An 18,027-nucleotide genomic window follows, 5' to 3' on the forward strand; every position below is an offset into this window, starting at 1 on the left:
GCGGCATGGCAGTCGTGAAGATCAACGCAATCCACGTGCCCGAGGGCTCCGGCGAGGAGCTCGAGAAGCGGTTCGCCGCCCGGCTCGGCGCGGTGGACTCCTCCCCCGGTTTCCTGGGCTTCCAGCTCCTGCGGCCGGTGGCCGGCGACACGCGGTACTTCGTCGTGACGCAGTGGGAGGACGACGCGTCGTTCCAGGCGTGGCGCGAGGGCAGCGGGCAGGCGGCGCACGCGGGCGAGCGGGCCAAGCCCGTGGCGACCGGCGCCGACCTGCTGGAGTTCGAGGTCGTGCTCAGCTCCACGCCGAAGCCCTGACGCCCGTGCTCGACCGCGCGGCCGGGCTGATCGCCGGCGCCGACGCGCTGCTCGTGTGCGCCGGCGCCGGGATGGGTGTCGACTCGGGGCTGCCGGACTTCCGCGGCGGCTCCGGGTTCTGGCGGGCGTACCCGCCCTACGAGCGCCTCGGGCTGCGGTTCGAGGAGCTGGCCGATCCGGTGCACTTCGTCGAGGACCCCACGTTGGCCTGGGGTTTCTACGGGCACCGGCTGGAGCTGTACCGCCGGACCGTGCCGCATGCCGGGTTCGCGGTGCTGCACGGCTGGGGCGCGCGGGTGTTCACGTCCAATGTGGACGGCCAGTTCCAGCGGGCCGGGTTCACCGACGTGGCCGAGGTGCACGGGTCGATCCACCACCTCCAGTGCGTCGAGCCGTGCACGGACGACGTGTGGCCGGCGGACGACGTCGACGTGGTGGTCGATTTGTCGACAATGCGGGCCGAGTCGCCGCTGCCGGCGTGCCGCAACTGCGGCGGACTGGCCCGGCCGAACATCCTGATGTTCGGCGACTGGGCGTGGGTCGGCGGACCTTCGCAGCGGGCCCTGGACGACTTCACCGCGTGGCGGCGTGGCGCGCGGAACCTGGTGGTGCTCGAACTCGGGGCGGGGCAGGCGGTGCCGACCGTGCGGCGTCAGGCCGAGCTGGCGTCGGCCGCCTCCGGGGCGTTGATCAGGATCAACCCGCGCGAGCCCGAGATCCGGCACGGACGCGGGGTGTCGCTGGCCATGGGTGCGCTGGAGGCGCTCACGGCGTTGGCCGACCTGGTGCCGACGGCACGACCAGTCGGCTGACGATCGCGCGGTGGTCGGTGTCCGCGATGTCGAACACCGCGTAGTCGAGCACCTGGCAGCGGTCGTCGGCCAGGACGTGGTCGATGGTGACCGGCGGCAGCCACGAGCCGTCGGCGGGCCAGGTGGGCGTCAGGCCGTGCCCGGTCCGGTCGGCGGCGTCGACGTAGCCGCTGTCCAGCAGCCTCCTCAGGCCCGCGTGGTCGAGGGTGGCGTTGAAGTCGCCCGCCAGGATCCGGATCGGACCGGCCGAATCCCTTCTGGCCGAATCCCTTCTGGCCGAATCTCTTCTGGGCAGGCCGTCCATGTCGCGCTGCCAGTGTTCGGCGCTGTCGCCCACCACCGGGGGCAGCGGGTGGACCGACAGGATTTCCACGTCCGTTCCCGGCAGGTCGACCACGGCACCGGCCTGGCGCATGGTGCTCGGACCGGTCAGGTCTTTCCGCGTGAGCGGGTGGCGTGAAGCGATACCCGACCCCGAACCTCCCGGTTCGTCCAGGAAGACCCGGTAGGGCAGGAAGCGGTCGAGTCCGGCGCGCTCGAAGTCCTTCACCATGGCGGGGGTCAATTCCTGCATCGTGAGGATGTCGACGTCCTGGCTCGCGACCACCCGGACCACGTCCTCGGCCACGGCTTTGCCGACCATCAGGTTGGCCGACATGATCCGCACTTCCCGGCCGTCCACCCGCTCGGCCCCGTCCGCGAACGCCCTGGGCACGACCGCGCCCACGAGAACCGCCGACAACAGGAGCGTCACCGCCGCGACGACCCATTTCCGGACCACCAGGGCGATCACGCCCAGGACAATGCCGACAATCAGCACATAAGGGGTCAACGAGGTCAGGGCCAACAGGTGCTGCCCGCCGTCGATCCCGAGCAATCGCACCCCGCCGAAGACGACGAACAATCCCGCCGCCGCACCCAATGCCCAGGACCCCACCCGACGCCGGTTCACGTTTCCAGTCTGCCCGGAAGATCGCCTTCCCCGCCGGGACCGACGAAAAAGTGCCCCCCGCCCGAAGGCGGGGGGCACTTCGTCCGATCAGGTGATCAGGCGGACTCGGTGTCCGAGTCGCCCTTGTCGGAACCCGACGAGGCCGCCAGGTCGACCGGCGGGCTGTCCGGCACGGTGAACGGCTTGGACTCGCCGCGGAAGACGAAGTGGGCCTTGTCGTCGGGCTCCTTCTCGCCGCCGTCCCAGCCCTCGACGTCGGTGATGATGATCTGGCCCGGCTGGATCTCGCCGAACAGGATCTTCTCCGACAGCTGGTCCTCGATCTCGCGCTGGATCGTCCGACGCAGCGGACGGGCGCCCAGCACCGGGTCGAAACCGCGCTTGGCCAGCAGCTTCTTGGCGCGATCGGTGAGTTCGATCGCCATATCCTTGTTCTTCAACTGCGCCTCGACGCGGGCGATCATCAGGTCCACCATCTTGATGATCTCGTCCTGCGTGAGCTGGTGGAAGACGATGATGTCGTCGATGCGGTTGAGGAACTCGGGCCGGAAGTGCTTCTTCAGCTCGTCGTTGACCTTGTTCTTCATGCGCTCGTAGTTGGACGCGGTGTCCTGCCCCGAGGCGAAGCCCAGGCCGACGGCCTTGCTGATGTCGGACGTGCCCAGGTTGGACGTGAAGATGATCACGGTGTTCTTGAAGTCGACCGTGCGGCCCTGACCGTCGGTCAGGCGGCCGTCCTCCAGGACCTGGAGCAGCGTGTTGTAGACCTCGTTGTGGGCCTTCTCGATCTCGTCGAACAGCACCACCGAGAACGGCTTGCGGCGCACCTTCTCGGTGAGCTGGCCGCCCTCCTCGTAGCCGACGTAGCCGGGAGGGGCGCCGAACAGGCGCGACGCCGTGTACCGGTCGTGGAACTCGCCCATGTCGATCTGGATCAGGGCGTCGTCCTCGCCGAACAGGAAGTTCGCCAGCGCCTTCGACAGCTCGGTCTTACCGACACCGGACGGGCCGGCGAAGATGAACGAGCCCGACGGGCGCTTGGGGTCCTTCAGGCCCGCGCGGGTGCGGCGGATCGCCTGCGACACGGCCTTGACCGCGTCGACCTGGCCGATGATCCGCTTGTGCAGCTCGTCCTCCATGCGGAGCAGACGCGAGGTCTCCTCCTCGGTGAGCTTGAAGACCGGGATGCCCGTCCAGTTCGCCAGCACCTCGGCGATCTGCTCGTCGTCCACCTCGGCGACGACGTCGAGGTCGCCGTCCTTCCACTGCTTCTCCCGCTCGGCCTTCTGGCCCAGGAGCTGCTTCTCCGCGTCGCGGAGCTTGGCGGCGCGCTCGAAGTCCTGCGCGTCGATCGCGGACTCCTTGTCGCGCCGCACGTCGGCGATCTTCTCGTCGAACTCGCGCAGGTCCGGCGGCGCGGTCATCCGGCGGATGCGCATCCGCGCGCCCGCCTCGTCGATCAGGTCGATCGCCTTGTCCGGCAGGAACCGGTCGTTGATGTAGCGGTCCGCGAGCGTCGCCGCCGCCACCAGTGCGGAGTCGGTGATCGAGACGCGGTGGTGCGCCTCGTAGCGGTCGCGCAGACCCTTGAGGATCTCGATCGTGTGCTCCAGCGACGGCTCGCCGACCTGGATCGGCTGGAAGCGGCGCTCCAGCGCGGGGTCCTTCTCGACGTACTTGCGGTACTCGTCGAGCGTGGTCGCGCCGATGGTCTGGAGCTCGCCGCGGGCGAGCATCGGCTTGAGGATCGACGCGGCGTCGATCGCACCCTCGGCGGCACCCGCGCCGACGAGCGTGTGGATCTCGTCGATGAACAGGATGATGTCCCCGCGCGTACGGATCTCCTTGAGCACCTTCTTCAGGCGCTCCTCGAAGTCGCCGCGGTAACGCGAGCCCGCGACCAGGGAGCCGAGGTCCAGCGTGTAGAGCTGCTTGTCCTTGAGCGTCTCGGGCACCTCGCCCTTGACGACCATCTGCGCCAGGCCCTCGACGACGGCGGTCTTGCCGACGCCGGGCTCGCCGATCAGCACCGGGTTGTTCTTGGTGCGGCGGGACAGCACCTGCATGACCCGCTCGATCTCCTTGGTGCGACCGATGACCGGGTCGAGCTTGCCCTCCCGCGCGGACGCGGTGAGGTTGCGGCCGAACTGGTCGAGCACCAGCGACGAGGACGGCGTGCCCTCGCTGCGACCGCCGGACTCGGCGGGCTCCTTGCCGGTCGAGTAGCCGGACAGGAGCTGGAGCACCTGCTGGCGGACCCGGTTGAGGTCGGCACCCAGCTTGACCAGGACCTGGGCCGCGACGCCCTCGCCCTCGCGGATCAGGCCGAGGAGGATGTGCTCCGTGCCGATGTAGTTGTGGCCGAGCTGCAACGCCTCGCGCAGCGACAGCTCCAGCACCTTCTTGGCGCGCGGGGTGAAGGGGATGTGTCCCGAAGGGGCCTGCTGACCCTGGCCGATGATCTCCTCGACCTGCTGGCGGACGCCCTCCAGCGCGATCCCCAACGACTCCAGCGCCTTGGCGGCGACACCTTCACCCTCGTGGATCAAGCCCAGGAGGATGTGCTCGGTGCCGATGTAGTTGTGGTTGAGCATCCGGGCCTCTTCCTGGGCCAGGACAACCACCCGCCTCGCGCGGTCGGTGAACCTCTCGAACATTCGCACTCCCTGACTGCTGCGCCGGCGGTCCTCGGGCTCACCACAGGCTGACCGTGGAGAGCGCGGCACCGTGGGACCACTGTAGTCGTCGGCTCCGACACTCTCAGTTCCCGATCGCAGCCTGTCGACGCCGGAGATCCCGGACACCGGCTCCAACGCGTGATCTGCCAGGCAGATTCCGCGAAGACGACCCTGTCCGCTGACCGCGAACAATCAGCCATTCGGCGACATCGGAGGTGAGCGCCGTCACACCACGCTGCGAGTAAGGCAAACCTCGGTAAGGTTAGGCAAGCCTCATACGACTCCAGTTCCAAGGACTCTCTGGTGATGACGGTACCGACGAAGGTGACGGCGCGCGACGCGCGCTCACCCGTCGCGGACACGCTGGCCGGCGTCGCGCACGCGGCCGGGACGTTCGAGGTGCGTCACGGCCTGCCGGAGCAACGCGACGGCTGGGTCACCTCGGCCGAGCTGTTCACCGAACCGGACCGCTTCACGGCCTGGCGCGACCTCCTCGCCGACTGGCTGCGCGCCGAGTACGGCTCCGCGCCCGAGCGGACCACGGCCGGGTACGTCATGGGCTGGTACCTCAACGTCGTCGGCCTCGCGGGCGGCCTGCTCTTCCACGCCGCGCGCCGCGTGCCGTCGCTGCGACCGGACGACGTCGCCGTGCGGATCGCCGGCACCGGCCGGCCGCACCTGGTCGGCGTCGCCCTGCTCGCCGAGGGGTTCGCCTGCCTGGCCGAGGACCCCGCCTCGGACCACGCGGACGCGACCGTCGTCGGCTGCGAGCGGGCACTGGCGGACCTCATGCGGGCCCGCTTCGCCGCGCACGCGGCGGCCTTCGTGTCGGCGTACGGCCCCACGGTCCGGCTCGGCCGCCGCACGCTGTGGGCGGGCGCCACGGACGCCCTCGACAGCGCGGCGTGGACGGCCGGTCGACTGCTCGGCGACGAGACGTCCGGCGTGGCGGACGCGGCGCTGCTGCTGCCCGCGAAGCTGGAGCCGTTCACCTCGGCCACGACGCTGCGCACGGTGGACGGCGAGTGGACCCGACGGCGCGAGAGCTGCTGCTTCCACTACGTGCTGCCGGGCGCCCAGGAGTGCGTCACCTGCCCGCGCGTCCGCTGAGACCGGGGTTTTGTGACGCCGTATCCGTTCCGCCCGCCCGTTCACCCGGATGTGCGGCCCGAGCGGGATTCGACCGCTCCTATAGGGGGTACGGCCGTCGGTTGCGCACGAAACCGGCCGGCCGACAAAACATCGGCGTTCCGCACGCGCGGTAAGTCGGCGACTCCATTCGGAGCAGGACGACCGCGATCAGCCGGAAAGGATCTTCCGCCGGGAGGTGCCCGGGAACGGCGAAGGGGTGCCGGAGAAATCCGACACCCCTTCGCCGTTCGACGTATTCGCCGTGGCGGCGGCCACGTCCCCGGTCAGCCCTGCTGGTGGTACGACTCCAGCACCTCGGCGGGGATGCGACCGCGATCGGAGACCTTCATCCCCTGCTTGCGCGCCCACTCCCGAATCGCCTGGTTCTGCTCGCGGTCCGCCGAAGCGGGACGCGCGGCCTTCACGCCCGCCGGTCGTCCCGGGCCGCGCTTGCGACCACCCGCCTTGCGGGCACCGGCGACGAAGTCGGCGAGCGCGTCGCGCAGCCTGCCCGCATTGCCGGCGGAAAGGTCGATCTCGTAGGACACGCCGTCCAATCCGAAGCCGACCGTCTCCTCGGCCTTACCGCCGTCCAGGTCGTCGACCAGGGTCACGGTGACCTTCTGCGCCATGCGTATCCTCCTGGACTCGAATGCGCGGTTGTTCCCCGACCGCGACAAGCATTGGCGAGTGCAGGTTAGCGCACAAGTACGCGAATGCGCCTACCGGAGCCCGAGACGTTACTTCATTCAGGTCCCACTACTCGGGTCGCACCAACGGGAACAGGATGGTCTCCCTGATCCCCAGGCCGGTGATGGCCATCAGCAGTCGGTCGATGCCCATTCCCACGCCACCGGTCGGTGGCATTCCGTACTCCAGCGATCGCAGAAAGTCTTCGTCGACCGGCATCGCCTCGACGTCGCCCTGGGCGCTCAACCTGGCCTGCGCTTCCAGCCGCTCCCGCTCGACCACGGGGTCCACGAGTTCGGAGTAGCCGGTGGCCAACTCGAATCCGCGCACGTAGAGGTCCCACTTTTCCGCCACACCCGGTTCGGTGCGGTGCTGACGGGTCAGCGGCGACGTCTCGACCGGGAAATCGCGGACAAACGTGGGAGCGTGCAGGTGGTCGCCCACCAGGTGCTCCCACAACACTTCGACGAGCTTCCCGTGGCCCAGCTTGGGATCGGTCTCCAGGCCCGCCTTGTCGGCCAGCACACGCAGGTGGTCCGCGGGCGTCTCCGGCGTGACCGGCTCGCCCACGGCGTCCGAGAGCGAGTCGTACATGCGCAACGTCGTCCACTCGCCGCCGAGGTCGTACTCGGTGCCGTCGGCCAACGTCACCACATGCGAACCGGCGATCGCGAAGGCGGCTTCCTGCACGAGTTCACGGGTGAGCACGGCGTTCGTGTCGTAGGTCGCGTACGCCTCGTAGTACTCCAGCATGGAGAACTCGGGCGAGTGCGACGAGTCCATACCCTCGTTGCGGAAGTTGCGGTTGATCTCGAAGACCTTCTCGATTCCGCCGACCACGCAGCGCTTCAAGTACAGCTCCGGCGCGATGCGCAGGAACAGCTCGATGTCGAGGGCGTTCGACCGGGTCGTGAACGGTCGCGCGGAGGCGCCGCCCTGCAGCGTCTGCAACATCGGGGTCTCGACCTCGACGAATCCGCGGCGGTGGAACGAGTCGCGCAGCGAACGGACCACGGCGGCCCGGTTGCGCACGGTGTTCCGGGCCTGTTCACGGACGATGAGGTCGACGTAGCGCTGCCGAATGCGGGTTTCCTCGGCCAACTCCTTGTGCACGACCGGAAGCGGTCGCAACGCCTTCGCGGCCAACTGCCACGAGTCCGCCATCACCGACAACTCGCCGCGCCGGGACGTGATGACCTCACCGTGCACGAACACGTGGTCGCCGAGGTCGACGTCGGACTTCCAGTCGGCCAGGGCCTGCTCGCCGACGCCGTTGAGGCTGAGCATCGCCTGGAGTTCGGTGCCGTCGCCCTCGCGCAGCGTGGCGAAGCACAGCTTGCCCGTGTTGCGGACGAACATGACGCGGCCGGTGACGCCGACGACCGTGCCGGTCGCGGTGTCCGGCTCCAGGTCGGGGTGGGCCTCGCGCACCTCGCGCAACGTGTGCGTGCGGGGCACCTCGACCGGGTACGGGTCGACGCCCCGGTCGAGCAGTCTGGCCCGCTTCTCCCGGCGGACCCGCAGCTGCTCGGGAAGATCGTCGTCGCTGGTCGCGGTACCGGCCGGGATCTGCTCGCTCACGAAGGGGAAGGGTACGGAAAGGAGGTCGCCGTGATCCAACCGGATACCGCGTCCGCCTCGCTAGGGTGTGGTTGGTGACGAGTGACGACCTGCGCGCACGACGGGCCGGCTCCTTCGGTGCGCACGCGCACGCCTACGCCGAACACCGACCGGACTACCCCGCCGCCGCCGTCCGCTGGGCGCTCGCCCCGCTGGGCGCCGGCCGGCACGAGGTGCTCGACCTCGGCGCGGGCACCGGCAAGCTCGCCGGCGGCATCCTCGCCGAAGGCCACCGGGTGACCGCCGTCGAACCCGACGAGGCCATGCTCTCCGAACTCGTGCGCCGGCACGGCGGCGTCCGCGCCCTGCCCGGCACCGCCGAGCGCATCCCGCTGCCCGCCGCGACCGTGGACGCCGTCCTGGTCGGCCAGGCGTTCCACTGGTTCGACCCGGACCGGGCGCTGGCCGAGATCGCCCGTGTGCTGCGCCCCGGCGGCGTGCTGGCGGCGCTGTGGAACGACTGGGACGAGGACGTCGACTGGGTGGCCCGGTTCCCCCGGCACACCGAGGGCCTGCCGGCGGGGACCACGCCGACCGAGGACGTCCCCGAGCACGAACTGTTCCACGACGGCGCGCAACGGCGGTTCCGGCACGTCCTGCGGCGCACGGCGGACACGCTCGTCGCGATGCTCGGCACGCACTCGAAGCTCCTCGTGAGCCCGCCCGAGGTCAGACAGGCCTACGAGGAGCGGGTCCGGGCGTTCCTGGCGGCCGAACCCGCGACCGCGTCCGGCGAGTTCGACGTGCCGCACGTCAGCGACGTGTGGCGACTCGTCCGCCGCTGAGGATCACCGCAGGTTGCGCTCGAACACCAGGCGCAGGCCCAGCAGGGTCAGGTCGGGCACGTGGGTCTGGATCGTCGCCGACTCGGACACCACCAGCGGCGCCAGGCCGCCGGTCGCGATGATCGTCACGTCGCCCGGCTCGGTGGCGTGCAACTCGTCGACGATCCGCCGGACCAGGCCGTCGACCTGGCCCACGAAGCCGTAGACGATGCCCGACTGGAGGCACTCGACGGTGTTCTTGCCGATCACCGACCGGGGCCGGACCAGCTCGACCTTGCGGAGCTGGGCGGCGCGCGCGGCCAGCGCGTCGACCGAGATCTCGATGCCCGGCGCCAACGCGCCGCCGAGGAACTCGCCCTTGGCCGAGATCACGTCCAGGTTCGTGGACGTGCCGAAGTCGACCACCACGCACGCGGTGCTGTACAGGTGGTGCGCGGCCAGGGTGTTGATCACCCGGTCCGAGCCCACCTCCTTGGGGTTGTCGACCAGCAGCGGCACACCGGTCTTCACACCCGGCTCGACCAGCACCTTCGGCACGGACGAGTAGTACCGGCCGAGCATCACGCGCAGTTCGCGGAGCACGGCGGGCACGGTCGACAGCGCCGAGATGCCGGTGATCTTGTCGGCGTACTCGCCGAGCAGGCCGCGCATGGTCAGCGCCAGCTCGTCGGCGGTCATCCGCGCGTCGGTGCGCATCCGCCAGTCGCGGAGCAGCTCGGCCTTGTCGCCGGAACCCTCGTACAGGCCCAGGACGATGTTGGTGTTGCCGACGTCGATGGCGAGCAGCACGACGCCCCTCCCCTAGTTCTCGGCCTGGATGAGCGCGTCGAGCGCGGCGGCGTCCTCGGTCTCCGACGACGCCGTGACCGCGCCGCTGAGCAGGCCGGAGCCGGCGGGCGCGTGCGCGGCGTCGACGCCGAGGTCCACGACCCGGTTGTCCGCGTCCACGAACACGACCTTGGGCTCGTACACGCGGGCCTCCAGGTCGTCCATCTGCCCGTAGGAGATGAGGATGACCAGGTCGCCGGGCTTGACCAGGTGCGCGGCGGCACCGTTGATGCCGATCACGCCCGACCCGCGCTCGCCGGGGATCACGTAGGTCTCCAGGCGGGCGCCGTTGGTCACGTCCACGATCGCGACCTGCTCGCCGGGCAGCAGGTCGGCCGCCGCCATCAGGTCCTCGTCGACGGTGACCGAACCGACGTAGTGCAGGTCCGCCTGGGTGACGGTGGCCCGGTGGATCTTCGACTTGAGCATGGTGCGGAACATCGGTGTCCCCCTCACTCGTCGCCGGTGCCGAGCAGCACGGCGATGTTGTCGATCAGGCGGGTCCCGCCGACCCGGGCGGCGACGAGCAGGCGCGCGTCGCCGTTCTCCGGGGCCGGTCCCAGGTCCGGGGCGCGCAGCTCCAGGTAGTCCACCTCGACGCCCGGGACGCTCGCCAGCGTCTCGCCGGCGACGCGCAGCACGGCGTCGCCGCCCTGCCCGCTGACGTGCGCGCCGGCGACGAGCGCGGCCGACAGCGCGGTCGCGGTCTCCCGCTCGGCCGCGGACAGGTAGCGGTTGCGCGACGACAACGCCAGGCCGTCGTGCTCGCGCACGGTCGGCACGCCCACCACCGCGGTCGGGAAGTCCAGGTCGCGTGCCATCCGGTGGATCAGCGTGAGCTGCTGGTAGTCCTTCTCGCCGAACACCGCGTAGTTCGGCCGCACGATGTTGAACAGCTTGGCCACGACGGTCAGCACGCCCGCGAAGTGGCCGGGCCGGGACGCGCCCTCCAGCTCGCCGCCGAGCGGTCCGGGGTCCAGCGTGACCGTGCTGCCGGGCAGGTACATGTCGGCCGGCTCGGGCGCGAACACCAGGCCGACGCGTTCCTCGCGGCAGATGTCCACGTCCGCGTCGAGCGTGCGCGGGTAGCGCTCGAAGTCCTCGCCGGCGCCGAACTGGGTCGGGTTCACGAAGATCGACACCACGACCACGGTGTTCTGCATGACGTGCGCCTCGCGGATCAGCTTGCGGTGGCCCGCGTGCAACGCGCCCATCGTGGGCACGAGCGCGATGTTGCGCCCGGCCGCGCGCAACGCGGCGACCACCCGGGCGAGCCGGGCGGGGTCGCGGTGCACCGTGACGTCGTTCGGCGCGTAGTCGTCCTTGGAGAGCGGCTTCGTCATGCCTGTTCCTCGTCGAGGGTGGAGCGGACATCGGCGGCCAGGTCGGCCTTGAGCAGCCCGGCGGCCGACGCGCGGTCGGCCGTGCGCCGGGCCAGCGCCCGGTAGGCGGGCAGGGTCGGCGAGTCGGCGAGCACGGCGAGGTGCTTGGCCACGGTGCCCGCGTCGCCCCGGGCGACCGGGCCGGTGAGCGCGCGGTCGCCGTGCCGCAGCACGTTGTCCAGCGCGGCCGAGAGCAGCGGGCCGAGCACGCGTTCGGCGTCCTGGACACCGGCCGCGCGCAGCGTGTCGGCGCAGTCGGCGACCAGCGTGATCAGGTGGTTGGCGCCGTGCGCCAGGGCCGCGTGGTAGAGCGGGCGGGCCGTCTCGGGCACGCGCACGGGCTCGGCGGACATCTCCACGACGAGCGCCTCGCCCACGTGCCAGGCCGCCTCGTCGCCGTCGGCCGCGGTGATGCCGACCGAGCAGGCGGTGAGGCGTTGGACGTCCTCGGAACGCCCGGTGAACGTCATCACCGGGTGCAGGGCCACGCACAGCGCGCCGGCCCGCGCGGCGGGCGCCAGGACCTCGACGCCGTGCGCGCCGCTCGTGTGCACGACGATCTGTCCGGGCCGGACCGAGTCGGTGGCGACCAGACCGCGCACGAGACCGGCGAGTTCGTCGTCGGGCACGGCCAGCAGCACCAGGTCGGCGGACGCGGCCACGTCGGGCGGCGGGAGGACGGGGACGTCGGGCAGCAGCTCCTCGGCCCGGCACAGCGAGTCGCGCGAGACAGCGGACACCGAGGCGACGAGGTGGCCCGAGCGGGCGAGCGCGGCGCCGAGCACCGAGCCGACCCGGCCCGCCGAGATCACCCCGACGGCCAACCGCGCGGGGCGGGGGGTCGCGTCCATGCGACGTAGCTCCTTCAGGCGTTCCAGTCCCTATGCCGGGTACCGGACGACGCTCCCGAGCGTAATCCGGCGTATCCGACGCGGCCGTCAACTGCGACGAACACCACCGGCGGCCTTGAGCGCACCCGGTGCCTCCACGGCGGCTTTCCGTGCGGCGACAAGGGCTGCGAGCAGCCGTTCGTGCCGCTGGTCGGCGTCGGCACCGGCCGTGCCGGCGGCGATGCGGTGGCGCAGGAAGGCCAGTTCGGTCGCGGCCACCTGGTAGCCGGCCACGGCCCGGGCCGCCTGGTCGCCGACCTTGCGCTTGACCCGCCGCCGCCACGCCCGCCGACCCTGGAGGCTGGCCAGCAGGGAGACCTCGCTCGCCGCGATCCAGCGCTCCTGCGCCATGCCGGGCAGTTGGCCGGCGACGATCCGCTGCTCGCGGCGGCGTTGCCACACGACCAGGGCCACCATGGCGGCGAACACCGGGACCATGATCAGGAAGTACAGGTTGATGAACGTCGAGCCGGTGCCGACCGTCGTGGAGAAGTTCCACAGCGAGTGCAGGCCGGCCGCGCCCAGGTAGCCCAGGATCGGCGCGGCGATCCGGATGCCGCGCCGGTCGAGCGTCGCCGCGATCCCGATCCCGATGCCGGTCAGGGACGTGAACAGCGGGTGCGCGAACGGGCTGAGCACGCCGCGCAGGATGAACAGCGCGACCACGCCGTTGGACAGGTCGCCGAAACCGCTGACCGAGAAGACCCGGGCGAAGTAGTAGATGTTCTCGGTGAACGCGAAGCCCGCGGCCGTGACGCCCGCGTAGACGATGCCGTCGACCACGCCGTCGAACTCGTCGCGCCGGCGCAGGTAGAGCACGAGCACGAAGGCGGCCTTGGTGGCCTCCTCGACGATCGGCGCGCCCAGCACGGCGGCGAACGTGGCGCCGTCGCCGTTGATCAGGTCGCCGAGCACGTGCGCGGTCTGGTTGAACACCAGCGAGGTGATCGTCGCGCCGCACGCACCCCAGGCGAACGCGAACAGCAGCATCTTCGCGGGCTCGGGCTCCCAGCGGTCCACCCACAGGCAGGTGCCGATCACGGCGGCGACCGGCAGCAGCGCGGCGACCGCGCCGACCAGGATCGGACCGAGGCCGATCTTGGACGTGCCCAGGCTGAAGAGGACGATCCCGCACACGCCGAGCACGATCAGGAACAGCACCGGCAGCAGCACGGTGATGCGGCGTCGGTCGAAGCGCGGGCGGGTGTCGGTCACAGTGGGCAACCTTAAAGGGACACTTCACGCATGCGGGACTCGGAAGCCGCTTGGCGTGCCGCGTTGTACGGCCCGTCGGGGTTCTTCACGCTCGGCGAGCGGCCCGTCGACCACTTCCGCACGGCGCCCCTGGTGGGTCCGGAACTGGCCGAGGCGCTGCTCGTACTGCTGGAACGGGTGGACGCCGCCCTCGGCCGGCCGGCGCGGTTGGACTTCGTGGACGTGGGTGCGGGCGGCGGTGAACTCTCGGGCGCGATCCGCCGACTGGCTCCGAGCCGACTGGCGGACCGGCTGGTCGTGACGGCCGTGGACGTCGGTCCCCCGCGTGCCGTGCCGGGCGTGGAGTGGACCGCCGACCTGCCGCGCTCGGTGACCGGGCTGCTCGTCGGGCACGAATGGCTGGACGCCATCCCGTGCCCGCTCGTGTCGTGGCCGTGCGCGGACCCGTGGGTGCGGCGGTGGTGGCCGTTGCGACCGGGGTGGTCGGCCGAGGTGGGCCGGCCGCGTGACGAGGCTTGGGCGGACGCGGTGGCACGGGTGCGCGGGGCGGCGTTGGCGGTGGACTACGGGCACCTGCTGGCGGACAGGGCGGCGGGGCGGTACGCGTCGGGGACGTTCGCGGCCTACCGGGCGGGGCGGCAGATCGAGCCGGTGTTCGACGGGTCGTGCGATCTGACGGCGCACGTGGCGTTGGACGCCTGCGCGGAGGCGGCCGGGGAGCCTTACATGCTCGTGTCGCAGCGTGACGCGTTGGAGGCGTTGGGCGTGGGGGCTTCCGCGCCGGCCGGCGCGGGCATGGCCTGGCTGGACTCCGCGGCCCGTGCGGGTCGGGTGGCGGAACTGCGCGCGATCCCGGGGCTGGGGGCGTTCGGGTGGTTGTTGCACGCCCGCGAGATCCCGATGCCGCTGCCGCCGTTGCCGGCGTGGGTGCCCTGATCACCCGATCGAGGGTGCCTGAATGCACATTTCGCGGTGTCCGAACGTATAACTCGCGGGTTTGAGGGCTGAAGACCGCCGGCGTTCCCTGGGGGTGGGGAAGAGGGTGGGGGTATGCGAATTCATGCGTTGCCCGAAGCCGTGGTCGAGCGGGCGCGGGCGTCGGCGGGGGTGGACGAGTTCCACGAGTTGCGTGACGAGGCCGTGGGGGCGCCGTTGCGTTGTTGTCTGCGGCGGGCCGGCGAAGGGGAGGCCGTCGTGTTGTTCCGGTACTCGCCCACGGCCGGGACCGGGCCCTATGCGGAGCTGGGACCGGTGTTCGTGCACGCGGAGCCGTGCGGTGGGCTCGACCGGGACGACGTGTTCCCCGAGGCGTTCCGGCATTCGCCCCGGGTTTTCCGGGCCTACGGGCCGGAGGGGCGGATCGAGGGCGGTCGGGTCGTGGAGGTCGGGTCGTTGGACGCGGAACTCGCCCGCATGCTCGACGACCCCGCGGTCGTCGAGGTCCAGGTGCGCAGCGCTTCGCACGGGTGCTTCCTGTTCGCGGTGACGCCCGGCTGACATGCGAGCATGGGCGCGTGCAGATCACCGTCGGCGTGGGGGCCGGTGCGCGACATCTCGGCGTCGACCGGGTCGTCGACCTCGGCCCCCTGCACCCCTCGGCGCACGGCGCCTACCGACTTCGGCTCACCGTGCGCGACGACTCCGTCATCACGGCCGCCGAGCCGCTCGTCGGCCACCTCCACCGCGGCGCCGAGAAGCTCTTCGAGGTGCGTGACTACCGACAGGTGCTGACCCTGGCCAACCGGCACGACTGGCTGGCCGCGTTCTGCAACGAGCTGGCCGTCGCGCTGGCCGTCGAACGCATGACGGGCATGGACGTGCCGCCGCGCGCCCAGGTGCTGCGCGCGATCCTGTGCGAGGTCAACCGGGTCGTGGCGCACGTCGTCTTCCTCGCCCCGATCACCGGGGCACGGGGTCGTGAGGCCGTGCAGACCGTGCTGGAGGAGGCGTCGGGCGGGCGCGTCCACTTCATGTTCAACCGGATCGGCGGACTGCGCGAGGACGTGCCCGCCGGCTGGGTGGACCGCACGCTCGACGCACTGTCCACAGTGGACGTCGGCACCGTGCCGGAAGGGCTGGCCGGACTCGGCGTGCTGAGCCGGGAAGCCGCCCTGGGCCACGGCGTCACCGGGCCGATCGGCCGGGCGTCCGGAGTGGACTTCGACCTGCGCCGCGACGACCCGTTGCCCGCCTACCGCGACCTCGGCTTCACACCGGTCGTGCGCTCCGACGGCGACGCGCACGCCCGCGTGCGCACCATGGTCGACGAGGTCGGGCAGTCCAGGACGCTGGTCCGCACGCTGGTCGGCCTGCTGCCCGGCGGGCCGGTGAACCTGCGTCTGCCCAAGGCGGTCAAGGCCCCCGAGGGTTCGGTCTACACGTGGGTCGAGGCACCGTTGGGCACGTCCGGCGTCCACCTCGCGTCACGGGGCGAGAAGACGCCGTGGCGGCTCAAGCTGCGTACGCCGTCGTTCAACAACGTGCAGGCGTTGTCGGCCCTGCTGCCCGGCACCCGGGTCGACGACCTGCCGGCCGTGCTGGGCTCGTTCGCCGTGGTCGTCGGCGACATCGACAAGTAGGACGGTCGGTTCAGGCGGCGGGCGACTCGCTGACCGACTTGCCGTCCGCGTGCACACCGTTCCGGCCCGCAGGCGACCGCCCGGTCCTCGGCGGTCCGCCGCGACGGAACCCGCCGGTCAGTCCTCGCGACGGCGACGGCGACGCGGCGAGTCGGCGCCACCGAACGCGGCGAGCAACTCACTCACCGACTTGCCGTCCGCATGCGCACCGCTCGGCTCGGGAGACTCGGCCCGCCGATGACCACCCTCGACCACCCGGTCCTCGGCGGTCCGCCGCGACGGGACCTGGTGGAAGCCGCTGTCGTCGGCCGGACGGCGTTGTTCGGCGGGCTTCGGTGCCACGGGCGCCCGGTAACCGCTCTCCTCGGCGGCGGTCCGACGCGGGGGCACCTGGTGGAAGCCGCTGTCCTCGGCCGGACGGCGTTGTTCCGCGGGCTTCGGTGCCACGGGCGCCCGGTAACCGCTCTCCTCAGCCGGACGGCGAGGAGCGCCGTAGGCGGGATCGTCGGCGAGCCGGCGGGGTGCGGGTGCGGTCGTCCGCGCGGTCGGGCGGACGGGTTCGCGGTAACCGCTCTCCTCCGCACGGCGCGCGGCCGGCTGCTCGGGCCGGCGGGCGACGTCCGCCTCGGACAGCGGGTTGATCATCGCGGTGCGTTCGGCGACCCGGCTTCGTCGCTCGGGCTTCGGGGCTTCCGCGCGTGCGGGTTCGGGGCGGACGGCCTCGGCGCGGACCGGTTCGGCGCGAGTCGGTTCGGCGCGGGCCGGTTCCGGGCGGCGGGATTCGGGGCGGGCGGGTTCACGGGCGGGCTCGGTGCGGCGGACCTGGCCGGGCACGGGGTCGGGTCGGCGGGCCTGCTCGGCCGGCCTGGCCGGTGTCTCGCGGCGGGGTTCCTCGGCGGCCGGGCGGACGTCCACCCTGGTCGCGCCGGCGGCCGGGTCGAGGCGGTCGGCGAGGTCCGCGCGGGTGACGCGTTCGGTCGACTCGGGTCGGGGCGCGGCGGGCCGTTGCGGGGCGGCAGGACGCTGCGGGGCGGCGGCACGGGCCGGTTCGCGGCGCACGGGCTCCGGGCGGGCGGGTTCGGGACGCCGCACCTGCTCCTTGCGCGCGGCCTCGGCCGCGACGCGTTCGATCAGCTCGGTGCGCTCGACCGGCGGGTCCGCCTTCTTGGCGACCGGTGCGGCGGTGATCACGCGCTGGTCGACGGCCGGCAGCAGCCGGGACTGGTCCGACAGCGACCGCATCCGGGTCGCCTCGGCGCGCAACGCCACGCGTTCGACGAGCACCTCGCCGCCGAGGAGGACCTCCAGGTTCTCCTTCAACGCGCGCAACTCCTCGCGCAACGCCGTCAGGTCGTCCTGGGACTCCTCGCGGACGCGCTTGCGGGTCTCGGTCTCCAGCTCCAGCTCGTACTCGCGCCGGGCGGCGACCTCGCGTTCCAGCTCCAGCTCGTAGACGGACTGGAGGTCGGCGACCTCGTGGTCGCGTTCGGCCGCCTGCCGCCGGTACCGGGCGGCGAGGAACGCGCCGACGAGCGCGGCCCACAGCGCGGACACCACGGCCAGCCGGAGCCACCGGGCGTTGTCGCTGAGCACCAGCACCGCCGCCGCGACGAGCGCCAAGCCGAGCGCCGCGACCAGCAGCAGCCGCGCGAACCCACGCCCGCGATCGTGACGGTCGCCCTGTGACGTACCTCGCCCGGTCATGGGACTACGGTACCCGGCGGTTATCCGATCGAGACCTCGGAGTCGGAGTTCCGCAGTCCATTCGGGAATAGTCCGTCACCGCGCGGCGACGTTCCGACAGCGGCGGGTGCGGACCGCGACGGCCAGGTCACGATACGTCGACGGCCGTTCGCCGCTCGACCGAGTGCCTCCCGGGCCGACCCCACTCCAGGTCGACGATGCCGACCCAGCAGCCGAGCCCGCCGAACAAGATCATGACGAAGGACAGGAGGATGCGGGAGAACTCCGGGGAGTACCGACCCGGCAGGTAGCCGGGCCACAGGTGGACCATCAGGAAAACGCCGAGCGCGAACAGTGCGCCGCTCAGCGCCATCACCCCGAGGGTGCGCCACGAGGTCTTCCAACGCCCGTACCTGAACACACGGCGATTTTACGTCAAAGATCACCGAAATCGGGCTTGCCGGGCAA

General features: G+C 71.6%; 18 protein-coding genes. 7 read left to right on the top strand and 11 right to left on the bottom strand.

The genetic code is table 11. The annotated features are described in order from the left end of the window. The first annotated feature begins 5 nt into the window (after positions 1 to 5). Positions 6 to 314, top strand: a complete 309-nt coding sequence (locus F4559_RS30825; protein WP_184674607.1) for an antibiotic biosynthesis monooxygenase family protein — start codon at positions 6 to 8, stop codon at positions 312 to 314. Positions 315 to 319: 5 nt separating this feature from the next. Further along, complete coding sequence (locus F4559_RS30830; protein WP_184674608.1) at positions 320 to 1,126, top strand: SIR2 family NAD-dependent protein deacylase; 807 nt, start codon at positions 320 to 322, stop codon at positions 1,124 to 1,126. Here the strand turns inward: F4559_RS30830 and F4559_RS30835 are convergent. Both F4559_RS30835 and F4559_RS30840 read right to left on the bottom strand, forming a co-directional pair. Further along, positions 1,080 to 2,078, bottom strand: coding sequence for an endonuclease/exonuclease/phosphatase family protein (locus F4559_RS30835; RefSeq protein WP_184674609.1), 999 nt, complete (start codon positions 2,076 to 2,078; stop codon positions 1,080 to 1,082). The genes F4559_RS30830 and F4559_RS30835 overlap by 47 nt on opposite strands. Before the next feature lie 95 nt (positions 2,079 to 2,173). Next, the gene (locus F4559_RS30840) at positions 2,174 to 4,735 is read right to left on the bottom strand and encodes an ATP-dependent Clp protease ATP-binding subunit (RefSeq protein WP_184674610.1); all 2,562 of its coding nucleotides are present in this window, start codon (positions 4,733 to 4,735) and stop codon (positions 2,174 to 2,176) included. Between the two features lie 327 nt (positions 4,736 to 5,062). Between F4559_RS30840 and F4559_RS30845 the strand changes: the two genes are divergently transcribed. Next, positions 5,063 to 5,866 (top strand): (2Fe-2S)-binding protein, encoded by an 804-nt coding sequence (locus tag F4559_RS30845; RefSeq protein ID WP_184674611.1) that lies wholly within the window; start codon positions 5,063 to 5,065, stop codon positions 5,864 to 5,866. Positions 5,867 to 6,171: 305 nt separating this feature from the next. Here F4559_RS30845 and F4559_RS30850 read toward each other — a convergent pair whose 3' ends face one another. Then, entirely contained in the window at positions 6,172 to 6,519 is a 348-nt protein-coding gene (locus F4559_RS30850; RefSeq protein ID WP_184674612.1) for a histone-like nucleoid-structuring protein Lsr2, read from the bottom strand. A 127-nt stretch (positions 6,520 to 6,646) separates the two neighbouring features. Next, complete coding sequence (gene lysS / locus F4559_RS30855; RefSeq protein WP_184674613.1) at positions 6,647 to 8,158, bottom strand: lysine--tRNA ligase; 1,512 nt, start codon at positions 8,156 to 8,158, stop codon at positions 6,647 to 6,649. A 74-nt stretch (positions 8,159 to 8,232) separates the two neighbouring features. Here lysS and F4559_RS30860 point away from each other — a divergent pair, with 74 nt between their 5' ends. Beyond that, positions 8,233 to 8,982, top strand: coding sequence for a class I SAM-dependent methyltransferase (locus tag F4559_RS30860; protein WP_312865904.1), 750 nt, complete (start codon positions 8,233 to 8,235; stop codon positions 8,980 to 8,982). Between the two features lie 3 nt (positions 8,983 to 8,985). On the opposite strand, the gene F4559_RS30865 is transcribed toward F4559_RS30860, so the two are convergent. The 5 genes from F4559_RS30865 to F4559_RS30885 form a co-directional block, all read right to left on the bottom strand. After that, positions 8,986 to 9,771: a type III pantothenate kinase gene (locus tag F4559_RS30865; RefSeq protein WP_184674615.1), complete on the bottom strand. Its 786-nt coding sequence runs from the start codon at positions 9,769 to 9,771 to the stop codon at positions 8,986 to 8,988. A 12-nt stretch (positions 9,772 to 9,783) separates the two neighbouring features. Next, positions 9,784 to 10,251: an aspartate 1-decarboxylase gene (gene panD, locus F4559_RS30870; RefSeq protein ID WP_184674616.1), complete on the bottom strand. Its 468-nt coding sequence runs from the start codon at positions 10,249 to 10,251 to the stop codon at positions 9,784 to 9,786. A gap of 11 nt (positions 10,252 to 10,262) precedes the next feature. Then, a complete protein-coding gene (gene panC / locus F4559_RS30875; protein ID WP_184674617.1) occupies positions 10,263 to 11,153 on the bottom strand; it encodes a pantoate--beta-alanine ligase in 891 nt (296 codons plus the stop codon). After that, the gene (locus F4559_RS30880) at positions 11,150 to 12,043 is read right to left on the bottom strand and encodes a Rossmann-like and DUF2520 domain-containing protein (protein ID WP_184674618.1); all 894 of its coding nucleotides are present in this window, start codon (positions 12,041 to 12,043) and stop codon (positions 11,150 to 11,152) included. The genes panC and F4559_RS30880 overlap by 4 nt, the downstream gene beginning before the upstream one ends. A gap of 87 nt (positions 12,044 to 12,130) precedes the next feature. Next, positions 12,131 to 13,255, bottom strand: coding sequence for a PrsW family intramembrane metalloprotease (locus F4559_RS30885; protein ID WP_184676395.1), 1,125 nt, complete (start codon positions 13,253 to 13,255; stop codon positions 12,131 to 12,133). 72 nt (positions 13,256 to 13,327) lie between these two features. Here F4559_RS30885 and F4559_RS30890 point away from each other — a divergent pair, with 72 nt between their 5' ends. The 3 genes from F4559_RS30890 to F4559_RS30900 all read left to right on the top strand — a co-directional run bounded on the left by F4559_RS30890 (position 13,328) and on the right by F4559_RS30900 (position 15,876). After that, the gene (locus F4559_RS30890) at positions 13,328 to 14,233 is read left to right on the top strand and encodes an SAM-dependent methyltransferase (protein ID WP_184674619.1); all 906 of its coding nucleotides are present in this window, start codon (positions 13,328 to 13,330) and stop codon (positions 14,231 to 14,233) included. A gap of 114 nt (positions 14,234 to 14,347) precedes the next feature. Then, positions 14,348 to 14,794 (top strand): DUF1203 domain-containing protein, encoded by a 447-nt coding sequence (locus F4559_RS30895; protein WP_184674620.1) that lies wholly within the window; start codon positions 14,348 to 14,350, stop codon positions 14,792 to 14,794. Positions 14,795 to 14,811: 17 nt separating this feature from the next. Beyond that, positions 14,812 to 15,876, top strand: a complete 1,065-nt coding sequence (locus F4559_RS30900) for an NADH-quinone oxidoreductase subunit D (RefSeq protein ID WP_184674621.1) — start codon at positions 14,812 to 14,814, stop codon at positions 15,874 to 15,876. A gap of 117 nt (positions 15,877 to 15,993) precedes the next feature. Here F4559_RS30900 and F4559_RS30905 read toward each other — a convergent pair whose 3' ends face one another. Both F4559_RS30905 and F4559_RS30910 read right to left on the bottom strand, forming a co-directional pair. Beyond that, positions 15,994 to 17,580 (bottom strand): DUF6779 domain-containing protein, encoded by a 1,587-nt coding sequence (locus tag F4559_RS30905; RefSeq protein ID WP_184674622.1) that lies wholly within the window; start codon positions 17,578 to 17,580, stop codon positions 15,994 to 15,996. A gap of 127 nt (positions 17,581 to 17,707) precedes the next feature. Then, on the bottom strand, positions 17,708 to 17,980 hold the full coding sequence (locus F4559_RS30910) for a hypothetical protein (protein ID WP_184674623.1): 273 nt from the start codon (positions 17,978 to 17,980) through the stop codon (positions 17,708 to 17,710). Positions 17,981 to 18,027 lie beyond the last annotated feature (47 nt).

Source organism: Saccharothrix violaceirubra, assembly GCF_014203755.1.
GTDB classification, from domain to species: domain Bacteria; phylum Actinomycetota; class Actinomycetes; order Mycobacteriales; family Pseudonocardiaceae; genus Actinosynnema; species Actinosynnema violaceirubrum.

Excerpts from the sequence above, each read along its gene's own strand:
- F4559_RS30840 (WP_184674610.1), bottom strand. The coding sequence starts at position 4,735 with ATGTTCGAGAGGTTCACCGACCGCGCGAGGCGGGTGGTTGTCCTGGCC.
- F4559_RS30880 (WP_184674618.1), bottom strand. The coding sequence starts at position 12,043 with ATGGACGCGACCCCCCGCCCCGCGCGGTTGGCCGTCGGGGTGATCTCG.
- F4559_RS30845 (WP_184674611.1), top strand. The coding sequence starts at position 5,063 with ATGACGGTACCGACGAAGGTGACGGCGCGCGACGCGCGCTCACCCGTC.
- panD (WP_184674616.1), bottom strand. The coding sequence starts at position 10,251 with ATGTTCCGCACCATGCTCAAGTCGAAGATCCACCGGGCCACCGTCACC.
- F4559_RS30905 (WP_184674622.1), bottom strand. The coding sequence starts at position 17,580 with ATGACCGGGCGAGGTACGTCACAGGGCGACCGTCACGATCGCGGGCGT.
- F4559_RS30890 (WP_184674619.1), top strand. The coding sequence starts at position 13,328 with ATGCGGGACTCGGAAGCCGCTTGGCGTGCCGCGTTGTACGGCCCGTCG.
- F4559_RS30895 (WP_184674620.1), top strand. The coding sequence starts at position 14,348 with ATGCGAATTCATGCGTTGCCCGAAGCCGTGGTCGAGCGGGCGCGGGCG.
- F4559_RS30825 (WP_184674607.1), top strand. The coding sequence starts at position 6 with ATGGCAGTCGTGAAGATCAACGCAATCCACGTGCCCGAGGGCTCCGGC.
- panC (WP_184674617.1), bottom strand. The coding sequence starts at position 11,153 with ATGACGAAGCCGCTCTCCAAGGACGACTACGCGCCGAACGACGTCACG.
- F4559_RS30850 (WP_184674612.1), bottom strand. The coding sequence starts at position 6,519 with ATGGCGCAGAAGGTCACCGTGACCCTGGTCGACGACCTGGACGGCGGT.